19 protein-coding genes are annotated in these 19,159 nt (G+C 71.8%); 4 read left to right on the top strand and 15 right to left on the bottom strand.

Annotation, left to right across the window (positions count from 1 at the left end; translation table 11 throughout):
* Positions 1–220 precede the first annotated feature (220 nt).
* Positions 221–1,216 (bottom strand): LLM class flavin-dependent oxidoreductase, encoded by a 996-nt coding sequence (locus GA0070613_RS25720; RefSeq protein WP_089016201.1) that lies wholly within the window; start codon positions 1,214–1,216, stop codon positions 221–223.
* A 147-nt stretch (positions 1,217–1,363) separates the two neighbouring features.
* Between GA0070613_RS25720 and GA0070613_RS25725 the strand changes: the two genes are divergently transcribed.
* A complete protein-coding gene (locus GA0070613_RS25725) occupies positions 1,364–2,071 on the top strand; it encodes an NADPH-dependent F420 reductase (RefSeq protein ID WP_089014626.1) in 708 nt (235 codons plus the stop codon).
* A gap of 89 nt (positions 2,072–2,160) precedes the next feature.
* Positions 2,161–3,180 carry an LLM class flavin-dependent oxidoreductase gene (locus GA0070613_RS25730; RefSeq protein WP_231929468.1) on the top strand — a complete coding sequence of 340 codons (1,020 nt, stop codon included), beginning with the start codon at positions 2,161–2,163 and terminating at the stop codon, positions 3,178–3,180.
* 109 nt (positions 3,181–3,289) lie between these two features.
* Here GA0070613_RS25730 and GA0070613_RS25735 read toward each other — a convergent pair whose 3' ends face one another.
* From GA0070613_RS25735 to msrB, 3 genes are all read right to left on the bottom strand, one after another.
* Positions 3,290–3,880 carry an NADPH-dependent FMN reductase gene (locus tag GA0070613_RS25735; RefSeq protein ID WP_089014628.1) on the bottom strand — a complete coding sequence of 197 codons (591 nt, stop codon included), beginning with the start codon at positions 3,878–3,880 and terminating at the stop codon, positions 3,290–3,292.
* Between the two features lie 117 nt (positions 3,881–3,997).
* Entirely contained in the window at positions 3,998–4,516 is a 519-nt protein-coding gene (gene msrA, locus GA0070613_RS25740; protein WP_089014629.1) for a peptide-methionine (S)-S-oxide reductase MsrA, read from the bottom strand.
* The gene (gene msrB, locus GA0070613_RS25745; RefSeq protein ID WP_089014630.1) at positions 4,513–4,980 is read right to left on the bottom strand and encodes a peptide-methionine (R)-S-oxide reductase MsrB; all 468 of its coding nucleotides are present in this window, start codon (positions 4,978–4,980) and stop codon (positions 4,513–4,515) included. The genes msrA and msrB overlap by 4 nt, the downstream gene beginning before the upstream one ends.
* A gap of 413 nt (positions 4,981–5,393) precedes the next feature.
* Between msrB and GA0070613_RS25750 the strand changes: the two genes are divergently transcribed.
* Complete coding sequence (locus GA0070613_RS25750; protein WP_231929880.1) at positions 5,394–5,891, top strand: YciI family protein; 498 nt, start codon at positions 5,394–5,396, stop codon at positions 5,889–5,891.
* Position 5,892: 1 nt separating this feature from the next.
* Positions 5,893–8,151 carry a phage holin family protein gene (locus tag GA0070613_RS25755; RefSeq protein WP_089014632.1) on the top strand — a complete coding sequence of 753 codons (2,259 nt, stop codon included), beginning with the start codon at positions 5,893–5,895 and terminating at the stop codon, positions 8,149–8,151.
* An 82-nt stretch (positions 8,152–8,233) separates the two neighbouring features.
* On the opposite strand, the gene GA0070613_RS25760 is transcribed toward GA0070613_RS25755, so the two are convergent.
* From GA0070613_RS25760 to ctaD, 11 genes are all read right to left on the bottom strand, one after another.
* Positions 8,234–8,815: a DedA family protein gene (locus tag GA0070613_RS25760; protein WP_089014633.1), complete on the bottom strand. Its 582-nt coding sequence runs from the start codon at positions 8,813–8,815 to the stop codon at positions 8,234–8,236.
* On the bottom strand, positions 8,812–9,588 hold the full coding sequence (locus tag GA0070613_RS25765; protein WP_231929469.1) for an MBL fold metallo-hydrolase: 777 nt from the start codon (positions 9,586–9,588) through the stop codon (positions 8,812–8,814). Before GA0070613_RS25765 ends, GA0070613_RS25760 begins: the two co-directional genes overlap by 4 nt.
* Positions 9,589–9,646: 58 nt before the next feature.
* Positions 9,647–11,287, bottom strand: a complete 1,641-nt coding sequence (locus tag GA0070613_RS25770; RefSeq protein WP_089014635.1) for a RecQ family ATP-dependent DNA helicase — start codon at positions 11,285–11,287, stop codon at positions 9,647–9,649.
* Between the two features lie 143 nt (positions 11,288–11,430).
* Positions 11,431–13,242, bottom strand: a complete 1,812-nt coding sequence (gene qcrB, locus GA0070613_RS25775) for a cytochrome bc1 complex cytochrome b subunit (RefSeq protein ID WP_089014636.1) — start codon at positions 13,240–13,242, stop codon at positions 11,431–11,433.
* Entirely contained in the window at positions 13,239–14,102 is an 864-nt protein-coding gene (locus GA0070613_RS25780; RefSeq protein WP_157746536.1) for a QcrA and Rieske domain-containing protein, read from the bottom strand. The genes qcrB and GA0070613_RS25780 overlap by 4 nt, the downstream gene beginning before the upstream one ends.
* Positions 14,099–14,902: a cytochrome bc1 complex diheme cytochrome c subunit gene (qcrC, locus tag GA0070613_RS25785; RefSeq protein ID WP_089014638.1), complete on the bottom strand. Its 804-nt coding sequence runs from the start codon at positions 14,900–14,902 to the stop codon at positions 14,099–14,101. The genes GA0070613_RS25780 and qcrC overlap by 4 nt, the downstream gene beginning before the upstream one ends.
* A 3-nt stretch (positions 14,903–14,905) precedes the next feature.
* On the bottom strand, positions 14,906–15,298 hold the full coding sequence (locus GA0070613_RS25790) for a c-type cytochrome (protein ID WP_089014639.1): 393 nt from the start codon (positions 15,296–15,298) through the stop codon (positions 14,906–14,908).
* Positions 15,295–16,209, bottom strand: a complete 915-nt coding sequence (locus GA0070613_RS25795) for a cytochrome c oxidase assembly protein (RefSeq protein WP_089014640.1) — start codon at positions 16,207–16,209, stop codon at positions 15,295–15,297. Before GA0070613_RS25795 ends, GA0070613_RS25790 begins: the two co-directional genes overlap by 4 nt.
* Positions 16,197–16,598 carry a hypothetical protein gene (locus tag GA0070613_RS25800; protein ID WP_089014641.1) on the bottom strand — a complete coding sequence of 134 codons (402 nt, stop codon included), beginning with the start codon at positions 16,596–16,598 and terminating at the stop codon, positions 16,197–16,199. Before GA0070613_RS25800 ends, GA0070613_RS25795 begins: the two co-directional genes overlap by 13 nt.
* Entirely contained in the window at positions 16,598–17,227 is a 630-nt protein-coding gene (locus GA0070613_RS25805; RefSeq protein WP_089014642.1) for a cytochrome c oxidase subunit 3, read from the bottom strand. Before GA0070613_RS25805 ends, GA0070613_RS25800 begins: the two co-directional genes overlap by 1 nt.
* A complete protein-coding gene (gene ctaD, locus GA0070613_RS25810; protein WP_089014643.1) occupies positions 17,224–19,152 on the bottom strand; it encodes a cytochrome c oxidase subunit I in 1,929 nt (642 codons plus the stop codon). The genes GA0070613_RS25805 and ctaD overlap by 4 nt, the downstream gene beginning before the upstream one ends.
* Between the last annotated feature and the right edge of the window lie 7 nt (positions 19,153–19,159).

Consider the following 19,159-nt stretch of genomic DNA (forward strand, 5'->3'; position numbering starts at 1 on the left):
GTGGCACGTGGGAACGCGCCAGCGCGGCCGAGATCGCACCCCGTCCTGCCCGATCGGCCGCTGGACCGGGCAGCGCCCAAAACCCCAGAACACCCATGAAACCCGCCGAGGTATCCCCCGCGTCACGCCGAACGGGAGTTCCGTCGTCACGAATTGCGCGCCGACGAGGCCGCTGTACTCCTCGCGGGACGGCGGTGACCGACCCGGCGCCGCCCGTTGATCACCCCTCCTTGAGCTGCTCGCGCACCCGCGGTGCGACCTCGGTGCCGAACAGGCGGATGTTCTCCATGAGGACGGCGTGCGGCATCGGCCCCATGCCGTACTTCAGGTCGAAGCGGCTGGCGTCGAGCGTGGTCACGGTCCGGACGATGCGCCGGGCGACGGTGTCGGGTGAGCCGACGTAGAGCGAGCCGTACTCGACCTCGTGCTCGAAGTACTCCCGGGTGATCTCCGGGAAGCCGCGCTGCCAGCGGGCCTCCAGCATGAACGTCTCGTAGGTGGGCCAGTACTCCTCCCGCGCCTGCTCGTCGGTGGCCGCGACGTGCCCGGGCGAGTGCACCCCGATCGGCAGGGGCGCGAAGCCCGCCTGGTCCGTGGCTGCCCGGTAGAGCGTGGAGAGCCGGGCGAAGCGGGCCGGATTGCCGCCGATGATGGCGAGCATCAGCGAGAACCCGTACCGGGCGGCACGGACGACCGACGCCGGGTTCCCGCCGACGCCCACCCAGGTCGGCAGCGCGCCGCCGGCGGTACGCGGGTAGACCTGCAACCCCGGCACGGCCGCCCGGGTGGTTCCGGACCAGGTGACCGGTTCCTCCGCGCGCAGCCGGGCGAACAGCTCCAGCTTCTCCTCGAACAGGCGGTCGTAGTCGGCGAGGTCGAACCCGAACAGCGGAAACGACTCTTTGCTGGAGCCACGGCCGAGGATCACCTCGGCCCGGCCGGCGGAGAGGGCGTCCAGGGTCGCGTACCGCTGGAAGACCCGGACCGGGTCGTCCGAGCTCAGCACCGTCACCGCGGACCCCAGCCGGATCCGGGAGGTCCGCGCGGCGACCGCGGCCAGCACCAGGTCGGGCGCGGGCAGCGGTATCTCCTCGATGTGGTGCTCGCCCAGTCCGAAGAAGTCGAGCCCCGACTCTTCCGCGAGGACCCCCTCCGCGACCAGCTCGCGGATGTTCTGTGGCTGGCCCAGCAGCCGCCCGTCACTGCCGAGCGTCATCTCTCCGAAGCTGTCGATCCCGAGCACGATCGGGTGCCCACCTCGTGTATCCACCGTCACCACGACCCCCAAGGTGTGATCGAGACATCCTTGACCGGTCAAGCATAGGAGATATTGTTGACCGATCAAGGAAATGAGGTGGCAGCCATGGGTGACGACGATCTCGCCAGGTCAGGCGGCGACCCGGCCGTGCCGGCCGGTCTGCCCGCCCCGCCACCGCCGCCGCGGATCGCCGTGCTCGGCGCGGGGCACACCGGTCCGGTGATCGCCCGGGTCGCGATGGCCGCCGGGTATCCGGTGTCGATCGCGGCCTCCGGTGACCCCGCCAACATCGCCCTGATCACCGAGATCCTGGCCCCCGGCGCCGAGCCGCGCTGGGCCGCCGACGCCGTCGCGGACGCCGAGATCGTGGTGCTGGCCATACCGCTGCACCGGTTCCCGACCCTCGACCCCGCCCTGGTCGCCAACCGGCTCGTGGTCGACACGATGAACTACTGGCCGCCCGTCGACGGCGTCCAGAAGATGTTCGACGATCCCCGGTACGGCAGCAGCGAGATCGTCCAGCACCGGCTCGCCCGGTCGACGGTCGTCAAGACGCTGAACCACATCGGCTACCACGAGTTGGAGGACGACCGCCGCCCGGCCGCCGCGCCGGGCCGCCGGGCGCTGGGCATCGCCGGGGACGACCTGGGCGCGGTGAAGATCGTGGCGGACCTGATCGAGGGCATCGGCTACGACGCCGTCCGGCTCGACAGCCTGCGCGCCGGCCGCCTCCTTCAACCCGGCGGCCCGGTCTTCGGCGCACCGCTGCGCCGGACCGACTTCGAGGCGGCACTCGCCGCCGAGACCGCCTGACCGACCCCGTTCCCGCAACCCGAGAGCGAGAGAACACCGTGACCACAGCACCCGCAGACCGAGCCGTCGAACCGACGACCTTGCCCCTCGTGCTCGGCCTCGACACCTTCGGCGACGTCACCCACGACGCCGACGACCGCCCGCTCTCCCACGCCCAGACAATCCGGAACCTCGTCGAGCAGGGCGTCCTCGCCGAGCAGGTCGGGGTGGACTTCTTCGGCATCGGCGAACACCACACCGACGACTTCCCGCTCTCCGCCGCCGACGTGGTGCTCGGCGCGATCGCCGCCCGCACCACCCGCATCCGCCTCGGGTCGGCGGTCACGGTGCTCAGCTCCGACGACCCGGTGCGGGTGTTCCAGCGCTACTCCACCCTCAACGCGGTCTCCGGCGGCCGGGCCGAGGTCATCCTCGGCCGCGGGTCCAGCATCGACTCGTTCCCGCTGTTCGGCTACGACCTCGGCGACTACGAGCAGCTCTTCGAAGAGAAGGCGCAGCTCTTCGCCGAGCTGCTCAAGGGCGGGCCGGTCACCTGGAAGGGGACCATGCGGGCGCCGCTGCACGAGCAGGACGTCGTACCGCACACCGAGTCGGGACCCTTCCCTGCGTGGATCGGCGTCGGCGGCAACCCCCAGTCGGTCGTCCGCGCCGCCCGGTACGGCTACTCCCTGATGCTCGCGATCATCGGGGGGTCATCGGCACGCTTCGCGCCCTTCTCCCGGCTCTTCCACCAGGCACTGAAGCAGCTCGGCAAGGATCCCCTGCCGATCGGCGCGCACTCGCCCGGGCACATCGCCGCCACCGACGAGCAGGCCCGCCAGGAGTTCTTTCCGCGCTACCAGCAGGTCATCCGCCGGGTCGCCCGGACCCGCGGGTTCGCCGTCCCGACCCGGGAGTCCTTCCTGAACGAGATCGGGCCGCACGGGGCGCTCTACGTCGGGTCGCCCGAGACCGTCGCGCAGAAGATCGCCGCGAACCTCACCGTGCTCGGCGCGAACCGCTTCGAGATGAAGTACGGCATGGGCGGCCTCTCGCACGAGGCCCTCATGACCGCCATCGAGCTCTACGGCACCCGGGTCATCCCGCGCGTCCGGGAGTTGCTGAGCTGACGGGGCCCGGTCCCGCCGCAGGTACGCCCCGACAGCGGGACCGGGACGCGGCCGGCGGGGTCCAGACCGCGTCCGGCGCCGATCCCGCCGTCGGCAGCGCTGCGCCCGGCTACGTACCGGACTGGGACGTCGCCATCGTGGTGCCGGCCCGCAGGGTTGCCAACGCGCCGCTCCAGGCCACCAACTGGTCGAGCATCGTGTTCACCGCATCCACCTGATGAGGGCCGGGCTTGAAGACGCTGAAGTTCTCGAAGTCGGTGAAGAGCGAGAGTGCCACCTGCGCCCGTACGTCCGCCATCTGCAACTCGGCCACCACCAGGCGCAGGTGCTCCACCGCGCGGGTGCCGCCGACGCTGCCGTAGCTGACGAACCCGGTCGCCTTGTTGTTCCACTCGGCGTAGAGGAAGTCGATCGCGTTCTTCAGCGCCCCGGACGTGGAGTGGTTGTACTCCGGCGTCACGAAGACGTACCCGTCGAACGAGGCGATCTTTTCGGCCCATCGCAGGGTGTGTGGCTGGGTGTACTGCCCGAGCGACGGGGGCGCCATCTCGTCGAGGTGCGGCAGGTTGAAGTCCTTGATGTCGACGAGTTCGTACTCGGCGTCGACGCGCTTGGTGGCGATGTCGTGCACCCAGCGGGCCACCGTCTCCCCGTTACGGCCGGGACGGGTGCTGCCGATGATGATGCCGATTCTGGTCATTGCCGCCCTTTCCTTCCGCGTCCCGAAGGGCTCGGGAGCCGTCGGCGGTTACCCCGTCTGAGGGGCTTCGAACGGACCCAGGGCGTCCCCAGTTGTGGCACCGCACTGCCTGGAGTCCTAACTGGCGTTCTCGCTGCGGCGTGGCAGTTTCCAGTTCGGCCGGATGTAGTGGCACGTGTAGCCTGCTGGATACCGCTCCAGGTAGTCCTGGTGTTCAGGCTCAGCCTCCCAGAAAGGCCCTGCAGGGCTGACCTCGGTGACCACCTTGCCTGGCCACAGGCCAGAGGCGTCGACGTCGGCAATCGTCTCTTCCGCGACGTGTCGCTGCTCGTCGTTCATGTAGAAGATGGCTGAGCGGTAGCTGGTTCCCACGTCGTTGCCCTGACGATTCTTCGTTGTCGGGTCGTGTACCTGGAAGAAGAACTCGAGGAGCTCTCGGTAGGACACCTCCCTGGGATCGAAAGCGATCTCGATCGCCTCGGCGTGAGAACCATGGTTCTGGTAGGTCGCGTTCGGCACGTCCCCGCCGGTGTATCCGACCCTGGTGGCAAGCACGCCGGCGCGTTTGCGGATGAGGTCCTGCATTCCCCAGAAGCACCCGCCGGCCAGGATCGCCTTCTCGGTCGTTTCAGTCATCGCTGCCCTCCCCCGCCTGGCGGCTCGAACATCTTGCGGTACTCGCCGTAACCTTCACGCTCAAGGTCGTCACGCCGGATGAACCGAAGTGCCGCCGAATTCATGCAGTAGCGCAACCCGCCGGCGTCCACGGGACCATCATCAAACACGTGACCAAGGTGACTGTCCCCGCGCGCCGACCGCACCTCGGTGCGAATCGTCCCGAGGCTCGAGTCTCGGACTTCGACGACGTTCTCCGGTTCGATCGGCCTGGTGAAGGTCGGCCAGCCGGTACCGCTGTCGTACTTGTTGACCGACGCGAACAGCGGTTCACCGGATACGATGTCGACGTAGATGCCCGGCTCCTCGTTGTCCCAGTAGACGTTGTTGAAGGCCGGCTCTGTCCCAGCTTCCTGGGTGACCTGGTACTGCTCCTTCGACAGCCGAGAAATCGCCTCGGGGTCCTTGCGATACTCGCGTGACACAGTCGTTCCTCTCGGATCAGGTCGTCCGGCTCAGCGCACCGGCGGCACCCCTCCGCGCAGCGCATCATCCGCTCGTCTGCACTGAACTGCGCGCGGTCGACCACACACAGCAGGCAAACTCGAGGGCGCACGCGCGATATCTCCGCGTTGCACCGCGATCCTTCGCCATCGGCAGCTCGACCCCCGACGTTCCCCGCACCCCTGCCTCGAACGCCGCGTACCCCGCCTCGGGGTGACTAACCACGATCTCAGATCGCGACCGTGAGCCGCGGCCAGACCTGTCCCTGCACACCCCCGAAGACCACCTAACCTGGGCGGGTGCTGTCGAATCCGCGCCGGCCGTTCGACGTAGGGGTGTAAGGCGACGACTGGCACCTGAATGGAGAGCGCCATGGCTAAGTTACGCAATCCTGATCTACGCGACGGACTCGGCCCACAGCGCAGACGGCACGCCGGAGGAGCTTGAGGTACACGACCGGCCCGCCACGGAGCTGGAGGAGTCCGGCTGCATGGCCGCGGCGTTCGCGCTGCAACCGATCGCGACGGCGACGTCCATCCGCGGTGATGTCGTGACCGACGGCCCCTTCCTGGACGCCAAGGAGGTCGTCGCGGGCTTCTACGTGATCGAGGCGCCCGACCTCGACGGCGCTCTGAAGATCGCCCGGCGCAACCCCGCCGCCCAGCTGGGCGGCGGCGCGCGTCGCGCGGGAGCTGGACCTGGCCGAGGAGTGCGTGCAGGAGGCGTATGCCGCGGCCGAGCGAGACTTCCTGGCCGACGCCTCGCCAATCCTCATCGGCGTAGGACTCCGGGTCCAAGAAGGCGACCACGGCGACCGACCCGACGAAGCCGCGCCTGGATTGCCCATCCCCCGGCGCCGATCTTGACAGGTCAGGTGTGGCATCGTGACTGAAATGGAGCCGGATGGAGACGCCGAGGCGCGCCCGGCCCTGCCCGAGCCCGTCCGCGTCGGCCTGCGGGTGCTGCGCGACTATCGACCCACGGTCGCGCGGGCCCGCGCGCTGCTACGGAGCACGGTGACCTCGTTCGTGGTGCTCAGCACGACGCTGTGGCTCCTACCGGGGGTCACCGCCAGCGGGTTGGTCCCGCTGCTGTGGCTGGTCGGGCTGATCGCCGTGATCGGCGCGGTACTGCGCCCGCTGCTGTTCGCCCTGGCCACCGCGCTCGGCGGGCTCGGCGCTCTCGCCATCGGCGTGTGCGTGCAGGCCGTCGTCATGTACGTCGCCTTGCGCCTGGACCCGGGAGCGCACGTCGCCGGATTCGCCGATGCCTTCGCCGCTGCGTGGCTCGCCGTGGCGCTCGCCGCGATCGTGAACTGGCTGGCCGACGCCGGCACTGATGACGCGTTCGTCAGCGAGATGCTGTGGGTGATGACCCGGGTACGGCGCAGGTCGGAGCCTCACCGGCGCCCGGCGTGGCGGCCACGACGGCGGCAGCCGGTGGCCGCTGTGCTGCCACCCGACCGGCAGGCGGCCGACGCCTTGCTCATCATCCAGCTCGACGGCGTGGCCGCGCCGCTGGTGCAGTGGGCCATCCGGGCGGGCAACCTCCCCACGGTCGGCCGGTGGCTGCGCTCGCGCAGTCACCGGATGACCCGCTGGCACACCGGCCTTCCGGCCACCACGCCCGCGGCACAGGCGGGCCTGCTGCACGGCGAGGTCCGGCGGGTGCCGGCCTATCGTTGGTACGAGAAGGCGACACCGAGCGGCAACGGCGCGCGCTCCACCGGCCGTCTCATGGTGACCAGCCGACCCCGCGATGCCGCCGAGATCGAGCGGCGCCTGTCCACCGGGCGCGGTCTGCTGCGGGACGGCGGGGTCAGCATCAGCACCGCCTTCTCCGGCGACGCCCCCACCAGCCTGCTCACGGTGAGCCGCGCCGGGCTGCCCGGACCGTTCACTCGGGGCTACGCGGCGTTCATGGCCAGCCCGTACGGTTTCGCCCGAGCCGTCGTGCGCGGCGCCGGGCAGGTGCTTCGCGAGCTCTACGAGGCGCGGCGGCAGCGGCTGCGCGGCGTGCAGCCCAGGGGGCGCCGCAGCGGCTCCTACCTCGCGCTGCGTCCAATGGCAAGCCTGCTCAGCGACCTCAACGTGTCGCTCATCGCCGAGCAGATGGCCAGCGGGACACCGGTGATCTTCTGCGACTTCCTCGACTATGACGAGGTGGCCCACCATGCCGGACCCGCCCGTCCGCAGGCGCTGGCGGTCCTCGAGGCGCTCGATCAGACCCTCGGCATCCTGCAGCGTCTGGCGGCCGAGGCGCCGCGGCGCTACCACCTCGTCGTGCTGAGCGACCATGGGCAGAGCCAGGGCGCCACGTTCCGCCAGCGGTACGGCGAGTCACTGGCACAGGTGGTTGCCCGGCTTGCCGCGCCGAAGGTCCGCCCGGTTGCTCCCGACGGCCGGCTGGCGCCCCCCACCCCGGTCCGGGCCGCGACCACCGCAGAGGCCGCCGGCCCGGTCGAGGAGTGGGGACGGGTCAACACGCTGCTCACCGAGGTGGCTGGCCGGGGCGGGGCGACCGGCACGGCGACCCGGGTGGCCGTACGGTCGCGTACGGATGGGGGCGAGGTCACCCTGGGGCCCGCCGGACGGGAGGACGCGGCCACCCGTACCGATCCGGAGACCGTGGTGGTGGCGTCGGGCAACCTGGCGATGATCTACCTGCCCCGCCATCCGGGGCGCCTGACCCGCGAGCGCATCGACGCCGTCGTCCCGGGGCTGATCGACGGCCTGGCCGCGCACCCCGGCATCGGGCTGGTTGTCGTCGACTCCGCCGCCGGGCCGCTGGCGATCGGGGCGCATGGCTGCCACCGCTTACGGGACGGGCAGGTCGACGGCGACGATCCGCTGGGGCCGTACGGCCGGCGAGCGCGTCAGGACCTGCTGCGCCACCAGGCGATGGACCACGTGGGCGACCTCGTCGTGATCAGCGCGGTGGACCCAGGCCTGGAGGAGGTGGCGGCCTTCGAGGAACTGATCGGCTGCCACGGAGGACTCGGCGGCTGGCAGACGGAGGCCCTGCTCATCCACCCCGCCGACTGGCCGCAACAGGGCGAGCTGGTCGGCCCGGACGCCGTACACCGCCAGTTGCTCGCCTGGATGCGCCAGCTCGGCCTTCGCCAGCCCGACGACCACGCCGACGCGCGGTAGGACCGCGCAGGCCGGAAGCTGGACCACGACGCGGGCCACTGTCCGCGCGCGTAGCGCGAGCGACCAGGCACGCCGGTGCCGGCTACGGCGTCGCCGCCGGATTGTCCGGCAGCGCCCGGCGCCGGCTAAGCCAGCTCAGCCCCTGGCTCACCAGCACGACGAGCAGTATGGCGGCAACGACGCTCTGCCACGGCTCGGGAAAGATCGCTCGCCCGAGGACGCCGATCGCGGCGTAGAGCACCGACCACAGCAGGCTGGCCGGCGCATTGGCAACGGCGAAGCGCCGCCAGGCCAGCCCGGCCACGGCCGCCGCCAGCAGCACCGGGACCCGGCCGCCAGGGATGAGCCGGGACACCAGGAGGGTCGAGACATGCCCCTCGCGCACCCGCGTCGACACCCGGCCGACCCGCTGTGCTCCGCGCAGCCAGTGCAGCCGCCGGGCGATCCGCTCGCCACCCCAGCCGAGCATGCCGTAGGTCGCCAGGTCGCCCGCGTACGCCCCGATCGCGCCGGCGATCACCACGAGGACCACGGTCACCGGATGCTGGTGGGCGGCGAGCGCGGCGGCACCGCTGACCGCCGCGCCGGTCGGCACCACCGGGACCACGGAGCCGAACAGCACCAGCAGGATCAGCGAGCCCAGCCCGCCGAGCGTCGCCGTCACGGTCGGCGCACCGTGAACGACTCGCCCGGCCGCAGAACGCGGACCCGGGTGCCCGGCGAGACCGCTTCGACCTGGCGGGCGAAGTCAGCCCCCGGTCGGAAGAACCGGTCCGGCCGGATCCGATCGCAGCCGACCGGCCAGAAGGTGCCGAAGTGAATGGGTACGGCCCACGCCGCCGCCGCACGCCGTACCGCCTCGGCGGCACCCGCCGGGTCGAGGTGGCCGGCGCCGAGCGTGGGTCCCCAGCCACCGACCGGGATCAACGCCAGATCGAGCGGCCCCATCCTGGCCATCTCGTCGAAGAGGCCGGTGTCCCCCGCGAACCAGGTAAGCGCCTGACCGTGGACCAGGTAGCCGAGGGCCGGTGCCCGGTGCCGGGACCACGGACCGCGGCCGGCGTGGTGGGCCGCAGGGACGGCAGCAACCGTGACCCGGCCGATCGTGGTCCGGTCGCCGACCGCAAGCTCCGTGCAACGGCGGGCGGCCGCCGCGCCCAGCGCCTGGCGGACCAGGCGCGCCGCACCCGCCGGCACCACCAGCGCGGTGTGCTCGGGCAGCCGGCGCAGCGACGCGAAGTCCAGGTGGTCGGCGTGCAGGTGCGACACGAGTACGGCGTCCGGGGCGCACGGCAGCTGCGGGGTGGCGCCGCGGCGACGGCGCAGGTGGGCGAGCCGGTCACGCAGCAGCGGGTCGGTCAGCAGCCGGGTTCCGGAGTCCTCGATCCACACGGTGCTGTGCCCGTACCAGGTCAGCTGGACCACATCGACACCCACACCGCCTCTGCCACGCCTGTCACCGTATCCCGAAGAGCCGCCGCCGGCCGGGGTGCCCTCAGCGGCGATTCGTCTCGAGCGCCAGCAGCCCCTGGGCCTGCACGATAGAGACCGACAGGGTCTTGTAGCCGACATCGTCGAAGAGCACCGTCATCTGGTCCTTCTCGTACCCGAGGACCATGCCTGATCCCCACTTGGCGTGCCGCACCGTGCTGTGGAGTGGGTACGGCCCGGCGTCCGGGAGCACCTCGGAGGTGCCGCCGTGGCAGTTGTCGCAGTGCCCGCAGGGGCGGCTCAACTGCTCGCCGAAGTAGCCCAGCAGCGCCTGCATACGGCAGCCCCGGCTCTCGGCGAAGCGGCGCATCATGTCGGTGCGGGAACGCTGCCCTGCCTGATGGCGGGCGTACTCGGCCAGCGCCTCCCGAGCCGCCTGATCGGGCAGGGGCGCGTACCGGGCGACGCTGAGTTCACCCCTGGGTCCCGTCGCCACCGCGCCGACCTGCTCAAGCAGGCTGATGTGGCTGGCGACCTTACGCTGGCCCAGGCCGGTGGCCTTTGCCAGCGCGGTGCGCGTCACCGGGCCGCGGTGCAGGACGGCTGCGACCGCTCGCAGCTCATCCAGCTCAGGAGCGCCGCCGTTGAAGAAGCGTTGCAGGGCAATGTCCTCGGCTCGGTAGAGCAGCAGCGCCCGGGCCGGCTCACCGTCGCGCCCCGCCCGCCCGATCTCCTGCAGGTAGCTGTCCGGTGAATCGGGCAGCGCCACATGTGCCACCCAGCGGATGTTCTGCTTGTCGATGCCCATGCCGAACGCCGACGTGGCGACCATGATCGGCACCCGGTCGGCGAGGAAGTCTTCGTGGCTGCGCCGACGTAGCCCGGCTGCCATGCCGCCGTGGTAGGCCTGTGCGGGGAAACCCGCATCGGACAGCCGTTCGGCGAGGTCCTCGGCGGCACGCCGGGTCGGCACATACACGATGCCGGGCGGGTCGGCCTCCTTGAGCAGGGTGAGCAGCCTGCGCCAGCGGTAGTCCTCGCTGGGGCAGTGCGTGGCCGCCACGAAAAGGTTCGGACGGTCCAATCCGGACAGAATCAGTCGCGGCTTGCGCATGCCGAGCCGCGCGATGATGTCATCGCGCACCGGCGGCGACGCCGTGGCGGTCAGCGCCACGACCGGCGGGCGTCCCAGGTCGCGGATCAGGTGGCCGAGCGTGAGGTAGTCGGGGCGGAAATCGTGGCCCCACGACGAGATGCAGTGCGCCTCGTCAACCGCCACCAGCGCCGGACGCAGCGCGCGGACCTCGGCCAGCCGCTCCGGCGAACTGAGCTGCTCCGGCGTGATGAACAGGAACGTCGCGGCACCCGAGCGCAACTCGTCCAGCGCGGCCGCCTGCTTGCTCGGACTCTCCGCAGAACTGATCCGAACCGCACGTAACGCCGGATCGCCCCGCTCGTTCAGGTTGCCGATCTGGTCCTGCTGCAATGCCAGCAAAGGTGAGATCACCACCGTCGGGCCGCGCAGGAGCGTGGCGGGAACCTGGTACACAGCCGACTTCCCGCCCCCGGTGGGCAGCACGACCAGCGCGTCACGGCCCGCCAGCAGCGCGCGCATGGCGCGCAGCTGCGTGGCGCGCAGCCGCTGCCAGCCGAAGTGCCGACGGGCGGCGCGGCGTAGCCGCAGAGAGCGAAAAATAATCATCATCGCCGGGCATGCTAACCAAGCGCGCAGCCGGACCTAAGATCATCCCAAGGCCCCTCGTACGCCTCGTCCTCCGCCACGCCGTCGGGCCAGACGCTTCGCCCGGACGGAACGGGCCAGCTCCGTTGGTTGGCCGACCAGATGTCTCATGTCCGCCCACCCGGGGCCGACGGCTGGTCCGCGGCCTCGGCCGGCGGCCCGGCTTCGGCCGGCTTTCGGTCTTGTTGCGACGGCGACGGATCGCGTCCCGCCTGCTCGTGGCGCCGGCGGTCACGCCGCCGGTCCACGAGGGCGGCGACCAGCAGCGATCCCGCCGCCGCGGCGCGGCCCCACCGGCGCAGGGCGGCGCGAACCGGGCCGGGCGGCGAGGGCGGGGGCGGCCCGGGCACCACCACCCGGTCGACCCCGGGGTACGCGAGCCGGGAAGCCTCGATCGCCTCCTCCTCCGACCGCGCGGCCCGATTTCCCGAGAGGACCACGGGCGCCGTCTCGTCGCGGTAGCGCCAACGCCACACGTCGCCGTCCGGCCACAACTCGATCCGCTCGCCTGGTCGGTCCTGCGCCGGGGTCGCCGGCGCGCCGGCGCCGTCCCCGGCGGGCTCCCCCGCCGGCCGCCGCACGGCCCGCCGAAGGTCGGCAAGGGTGAGTTCACCGAGCCCGCCGGACTTGCCGCGGCGCAGCGCCCGCGCCGTGAGGAATGCGACCGCACCGGCCAGCAGCGGCAGGACGAGCGCCAGCACCCGGAACAGCGCCAGCAGGTCGTAGACGGGTACCCGCAGCAGCCGGGCGATGATGTCGTCTCCCGCGGCGACCACGAGCACCGCGTAGAAGGTGAGCGCGGCGATGCCGACGCCGAGCCGGACGGGGTGGTCGCGGGGCCGGTCGAGGAGGTGGTGCGGCCGACGGTCCTTCGTGCGTAGCCGCTCGGCGAACGGCCACGCGTAGAGGGCGAGGAAGGTGATCCCGCCGAGCACCACACCGGGGAAGAACGGCGCGGGGACGAGATGCCCGGCGACGCTGAACTCCCACGGCGGGAACAGCCGCAGGGCCCCGTCGCCCCAGGCGACGTACCAGTCGGGCTGGGCCGGCGAGGTGGACTGGGCGGGTTCGAACGGGCCGTAGAGCCAGACGGGGTTGATCTGCACCAGGCCACCGAGGGCGAACAGCACCGCCAGCACCCAGGCGAACAGGGCGAGCGAACGCAGCGCATAGCTCGGCCACAGCCGCGACCCGACCACGTTGTGCTCGGTCCGCCCCGGGCCCGGGAACTGGCTGTGCTTCTGCCGGACCAGGATGCCCAGGTGCAGGGACACGAGGGCGACCAGGACGGCCGGCACCAGCAGGACGTGGCTGACGAACAGCCGGGGGATCATCGTGTCGGAGGGGAACTCCCCGCCGAGGGCCAGCGAGGCCAGCCACGTGCCGACCAGCGGGATCGACTCGACCACCGAGGTGATGATCCGCAGGCCCAGCCCGGAGACCAGGTCGTCCGGCATGGAGTAGCCGGTGAAGCCGTTGGCCAGGGCCAGGGTCAGCATGGTCACGCCGATCAGCCAGTTGAGCTCGCGCGGCTTACGGAACGCCCCGGTGAAGAAGATCCGGGTCAGGTGCAGCAGGATCGCGGCAACGAAGACCAGCGCGGCCCAGTGGTGGGTCTGCCGGATCAGCAGGCCGGCCCGGACGTCCCAGCTCAGCCGGACCGTCGACGCGTACGCGGCGGAGGTGGTGGCACCGTCCAGCGGGGCGTAGGCACCGTGGTAGACCCGGTGGGCGGAGCTGGCGTCGAAGAAGAAGGTCAGGTAGACGCCGGTGAGGATCAGCGCGACGAACGAGTAGAGCGCGATCTCGCCGAGCATGAACGACCAGTGGTCGGGGAAGACCTTCGCCAGCGCCCGGCGGGTGATCGGGGACAGCCGCAGCCGGTCGTCCAGCGCCCGGGCCAGCCGGTCGGTGATCACGGCGTGTCCCAGAATCCGGCGCCGGGTGGCGCGGTGAAGTCACCGGTGGCGCGCAGAAAGCTGTCCGGGCCGACCTCGATCGGCAGGCCGGGCAGCGCCCGCGCGGCCGGTCCGCCCACCGGCCGGGCGTTCGCCAGCAGGTCGAACGACGACTGGTGGCAGGGGCAGAGCACCCGTCCGGCACCCTTGAGGTAGATCCGGACCGGGCAGCCGGCGTGCGTGCAGAGCAGCGACCAGACGACCAGCCCGTCCAGGTGTCCCCCGGAGGGCGGTCGGGAGAAGCGCTGCGGCTCCAGGCGGACCGCGAAGGCGGGGCCGTCCCCGGCGTCGACGTGACCCTCGGGGAACACCGCGACCATGGTGTTCGCGAGTACGTCCGCCGGCCGCACCGGCCGTCCGTCGGCGGTCACCAGCCGCACGCCGGGCCCCCACGGGGTGTCCTTGCGCGCCCCCACCGGACGGGCCCGGTCCCACGGCAGCAGGGACCGCAGCGGAAACAGCGCGGCGACGCCGAGCGCGGTCAGCGCCAGACCGAGGGCAGCGAGCAGGCCCCGCCGCCGCAGCGGGCTGTCCGGCGCGGTGAGCACCGCCGCGGTCATCGCCTGCTCCGCCGGGGGCGGGGTGAAGCCCTCGTGCTCCTCGACGTACCCGCCGACCGGCACCAGTCGCCGGCCCCAGACTGCGAGGCCCACGGCCAGTCCGGCGAAGGCGACCGCGAGGCAGACCCCCTCCCACCGGGTGTCGTCGCCCAGCCCGTACGTGACGGCGAAGCCCGCCCCTCCGGCGGCGCTGACTCCGAACGCGGCGACGATCCGGCGGCTCACCGCTCGCTCGGTCGCCGAGGGACGTGGTCCGCTCACTCCCCAGCCCTCCGGCCCAGCCACCGGACGGCGGCCACCAGCAGGCCCAGGACGGCCACCCAGGCGACCAGCCCCTCGACCAGGGGGCCGAGGCGGCCGAGCGGGTTGCCGCCCCGGTCCAGCCGCTCGCTGTGCAGCCGCTGCACGTAGGCGGTCAGGTCGTTGACCTGCTGGTCGTCGAGGACCTGGCTGGGGAAGACCGGCATCAGCCCGGGGCCGACCCGGACCGCCTCGGCCACCTGCGTCGCCGTCGACTGGTACAGCGGGGGCGCGACCCAGCCGTTGGTCAGCACGGCGCCCCCGCCGGTCGCCCCGTGACAGGGTGCACAGTTCGCGGCGAAGATCTCCCGACCGGGGACCAGGTCACCCCGGGCCAGCTGGGGAATCCCCGGACCGCCACCGCCGAAGCGGCCGACGTGGTCCACCAGTGCCGCGATGTCGCCAGCCGAGAAGACCGGTTCGCGGCGTACGGACTGCGGCACCTCCTGCGACACCGGCATCCGACCGGTGGAGACCTGAAAGTCCACCGAGGCGGGACCGACGCCGACCAGGGACGGTCCCCGCTGCGTGCCCTGTCCCTGCTTGCCGTGGCAGCTCGCGCACTGCCCCAGGTAGAGCTCGGCGCCCCGGTCCGCGGTGCCGGACGGGGGCGTGGGAGCGGCCGGCGCCGCCGGCTCCCCGGGGGCCGGCCCGGGGGTCAACACCACCGGGCCCGCGGCGAGCACCAGCACGGCCGCGACCACGAGGGCCCGGCGCGCGTGCAGGGCGGGCGGGCTCGCCACCGCTCGTGACCGGAGCACCGGTCAGTCCAGCGTGTAGAGGTAGGCGGCGATGTCCTGCGCGTCGATCGCGTTGACGCCCAGCTTCGGCATGGCCGTGCCCGGCTCGACCGCCTGCGGGTCGGAGATCCAGCGCCGCAGGTTGTCGGCATTGTTGGGCAGCTGACCGGCGATGTAGGAGCGGGCGCCGAAGCGGGTCAGCGGCGGACCGACCAGGCCGTCGGCGCGGTTGACGCCGGGGATGGTGTGGCACGATCCGCAGCCGTACTGGGCTATCAGCTCCGCGCCCCGGTCGGGCCGCCCGTTGCGCGACTCCGGTGGTGGCGGTGGTGGCGTCGAGGCGCAGCCGGTGACCGAGGCGACCGGCAGGCTCGCGAGGGCCGCACCGAGCGCCCAGAGCTGACGGGGCAGCTTCATCGCAGCATCCCTTCCGTTCCGGCTTCGACCGCCACCGGGTCGGCCGCTCGGCGTGCCTGGTCGCCGTCCAGGCCGTCGGGGCGGTCGCGGTCCATTCGCAGCAGCCAGCGCAGGAACACGCTCAGCGCCACGACCAGCACGACCAGGTCCATCGGCGCCCACATCAGCAGCCCCGCGAGTTGCTGGTCGGTGAGCGGTTCGGCGTCGAACACCCGGGCCGGGTAGACCGGCTCCGGGGCGAAGGTGAGCACCGCGCCGAGGGCTGACGCGGGCAGCATGGTGCCGACCAGCAGCAGCACCGTCACCGGCGCGGGCGCCCGATGCCGTGACGAGCCGAGCACCGGCGCCCAGAACAGCCAGGCCGTCACCAGGAAACACAGATGCTCGGCGGCGTGCACCGCGGGACGGTCCACCGCCGCGACGTACGGCCCGGGCAGGTGCCAGAACCACAGGACGACGGTCTGGCCCGCGCCGGCCAGCAGGGCGTACGCGGCCGGCCGGCGCAACCGGCGTACCGGCGGCGCCACCCGCCAGCGGGCCAGCAGCCGACGCAGCGGCGCCGGCGCGGCCAGGCTCAGCGGCAGCCCCGCCGCGCCGGCCGCGAGCAGTGGCCCCGCCACCAGCAGGAGCAGCATGTGCTGGGCCATGTGTCCGGTGAAGGAGGACTCGGCGAACTCGTGCACCGGGCCCTGGTCCGCCGCGAGGACCACCAGCACCCCGGCGCCGAACGCGCCCACCCGCCAGCCCGGTACGACCTGGCCGGCGCCCCGGCGCGTCCACAGCTCCTGGACGCCCCGGCCGTACCCGGCCATCAGCAGGCAGGCGGTGACGACCGCCAGCATGGTCAGCAGGCCCTCGGCCAGCGGGCTCGGGCCGGGCCCGTGGGCCCGGTCGACGCTCAGCGCTGGCATGGCGGCAGCACCAGGACGGCGACCCCACCGAGCACGATGATGGCCAGGAACAGCAGGTTGGCCCAGACGCCCACCACGGCGAGCATTCGGGACCGGCCGAACGCCCGGTCCTCGGCGCCGCCGGACTGCGCCCGCACGGTGCGCCGCCAGACCAGCGCGGCCACCAGCAGCGACCCGACGGTGACCAGGCCCGGGATCACCACCGCAAGGCCGACGGCCTGCCAGAGCGATACGGCGGCGACCCGCTCGGAGCCGGCGGCGCAGGTGAGCTCGTCGACGCTCCAGGCGGCCAGCAGGTGTATCGCCCAGGCGACGGCGCCACCGAGCACTCCGTACCAGAGCAGCAGCCCGCCGGCCAGGCGAGCCCGGGCGCCGGGCCGGGTGGTCATCACAGTCGCGGGGAGAGGTAGATGGTGAACAGGATGGCGACCCACACCGCGTCGACGAAGTGCCAGTAGATCGCGGTGATGCGGACCCGCTCGTGCCGGTGGGCGCCGAAGCTGTCGCCGCGCAGGGAGGCGGCGAACAGCCAGCTGATCATGGTCAGTCCGACCAGGACGTGCAGCCCGTGGAAGCCGGTGATCAGGTAGAACAGCGAGCCGTACACGTCGGTGGTCATGGTGAACCGCTTCAGGTTCTCGGCGTACTCGGTGGCCAGCAGGACCAGGAAGGTCACCCCGAGTACCAGCGTGGCGGCCAGGCCGCAGCGCAGCCGCCAGCGCTGGCCGCGGCGGATGCCGTGCTCCGCCCAGATCACCGGAAGGCTGCTGGGAACCAGCACGGCGGTCATCACCAGCGGCGTGAGGAGCTTGGGGTTCCCGTTGCCACCCGGCGGCCACTGTGGACCGTACTGGAAGCGGAGGTAGAAGTAGCTGCCGAGCAGGCAGGCGAAGAGGGTGGCCTCGGTGACCACGAGCAGGACCATGCCCCACCAGCCGGTCGACCGACCGACCGGCAGCTCGGTGCTCAGCGCCTCAGCGCCGGTGGCCGCCGCCACGACTCCGCCCCGGTCCGTCATGCCGCCACCCCGAGTTCCTCGTCCGGGTGGCGGGGCGGCCAGAGCCAGACCGCGATCGTCGCCACCACCACGACCATGGCGACGGCCGCCACCGGGTACCAGGCCAGGAGCATGGCGGTGAAGAAGACCAGCAGCGCGCCGGCGAGCAGGAGCGGCTTGAGCGTCGGCTCGGGCATCCGCACCGCCCGCTCGGTGTGGGCGTCCAGCTCGCTGGTGAACAGGGTCCGGCGGCCCTCGCTGAGGATACGGTCCGCCGTCGCCCCGGCACCGGTCGACTCGGCGGTCCGCTCGTCCCAGGTCGGGTGCAGGCTGTGCACCCGGGGCACCACCGGGAAGTTGTACGGCTCGGGCGGCGACGCGGTCGACCACTCCAGGCTGTCGCCGTCCCACGGGTCGGCCGGGGCCGGCCGGCCCCGGCGTACCGCGTGCACCACGCCGACGAGCACGAGCAGCAGTCCGACGGCGAGCAGGTACGACCCGGCGGTGCTGACCAGGTTCCAGCCGTCCCAGCCGGGCTCGCTGCGGTAGGTGTAGACCCGCCGTGGCATGCCGAACAGGCCGTAGAGGTGCATCGGGAAGAACGTGACGTGCATGCCGGCGAAGACCAGCCAGAACGCCCAGCGGCCCAACCGCTCGTGGTACATCCGCCCGGTGATCTTGGGCAGCCAGTAGTAGATGCCGGCGAGCATCGGGAAGACCGCCCCACCGATCAGCACGTAGTGGAAGTGCGCCACCACGAAGTAGGAGTCGGTGACCTGCTGGTCGAACGCGGTGATCGCGAACATCGCGCCGGTGAAGCCGCCCAGCACGAATGTCACCACGAATCCGATGACGAACAGCAGCGGTACCCGGATCACCAACCGGCCGAGCAGCATGGTGGCCAGCCAGGCGAAGATCTGGATCCCGGACGGGATGGTGATGATCGTGCTGGCCGCGCTGAAGAAGCTGTAGGACAGCTGCGGCAGTCCGGTGGCGAACATGTGGTGCACCCAGACGCCGAACGAGATGATCGCGATCGCCACGATGGACAGCACGATCAGCGGGTAGCCGACCACCCCCCGTCGGGTGAACGCGGGCAGCACGGCGGAGACGATGCCCAGCGCCGGCATCACGATGATGTAGACGTCGGGGTGACCGAAGATCCAGAACAGGTGCTGCCAGAGCAGCACGTTGCCGCCGCCGGACGGGTCGAAGAAGTGGGTGTCGAACCGCCGGTCGAGGAAGAGCATGGCGTTGTCCGCGTTCAGCGCCGGCAACGCGAAGATCACCATGAACGCGGTGGCCACGATCGCCCAGACGAACAGCGGCACCCGGTTGAGCGACATTCCGGGAGCGCGCAGCTTGAGCGCGGTGACGATGAAGTTGATCGCCCCGGAGGTGGTGGAGATGCCGAGGAAGAGCAGCCCGAGCGCGTAGACGTCCATGTGCAGGCCGGGGTTGTGCTGCTCCCCGCTGAGCGGCACGTAGGCGAACCAACCGTTGTTCGGCGCCGCGCCGAACGGCAGGCTCGTCCACATGAACAGCCCGGCGAACAGGAAGACCCAGTAGCCGAACGCGTTCAGCCTCGGGAATGCCATGTCCCGGGAGCCGATCATCAGGGGGACGAGGAAGTTGCCGAAGCCGAAGAGCATCGGTGTGGCGAACAGGAAGATCATCGCAGTGCCGTGCATGGAGAAAAGCTGGTTGTACTCCTGCGGCGACACCACGCCCGCCTCCGGTCGGGCGAGCTGGGTACGCATCACCAGGGCGCTGAGCCCGGCGAGGACGAAGAAGAGCCCGGCGGTGACCAGGTAGCGACGGCCGATCCTCTTGTGGTCGACGGTGCTGAACCAGGCCCGCAGCGAGGCACGCTCGGCCCAGTGCTCGGTCAGCCGCGCCAGGTCCTCCCGGGTGGGGCCGGGCGGCGGTGTGATGGTGGTCGACATCTCGCCT

This window comes from Micromonospora inositola (assembly GCF_900090285.1).
Lineage (GTDB): Bacteria > Actinomycetota > Actinomycetes > Mycobacteriales > Micromonosporaceae > Micromonospora > Micromonospora inositola.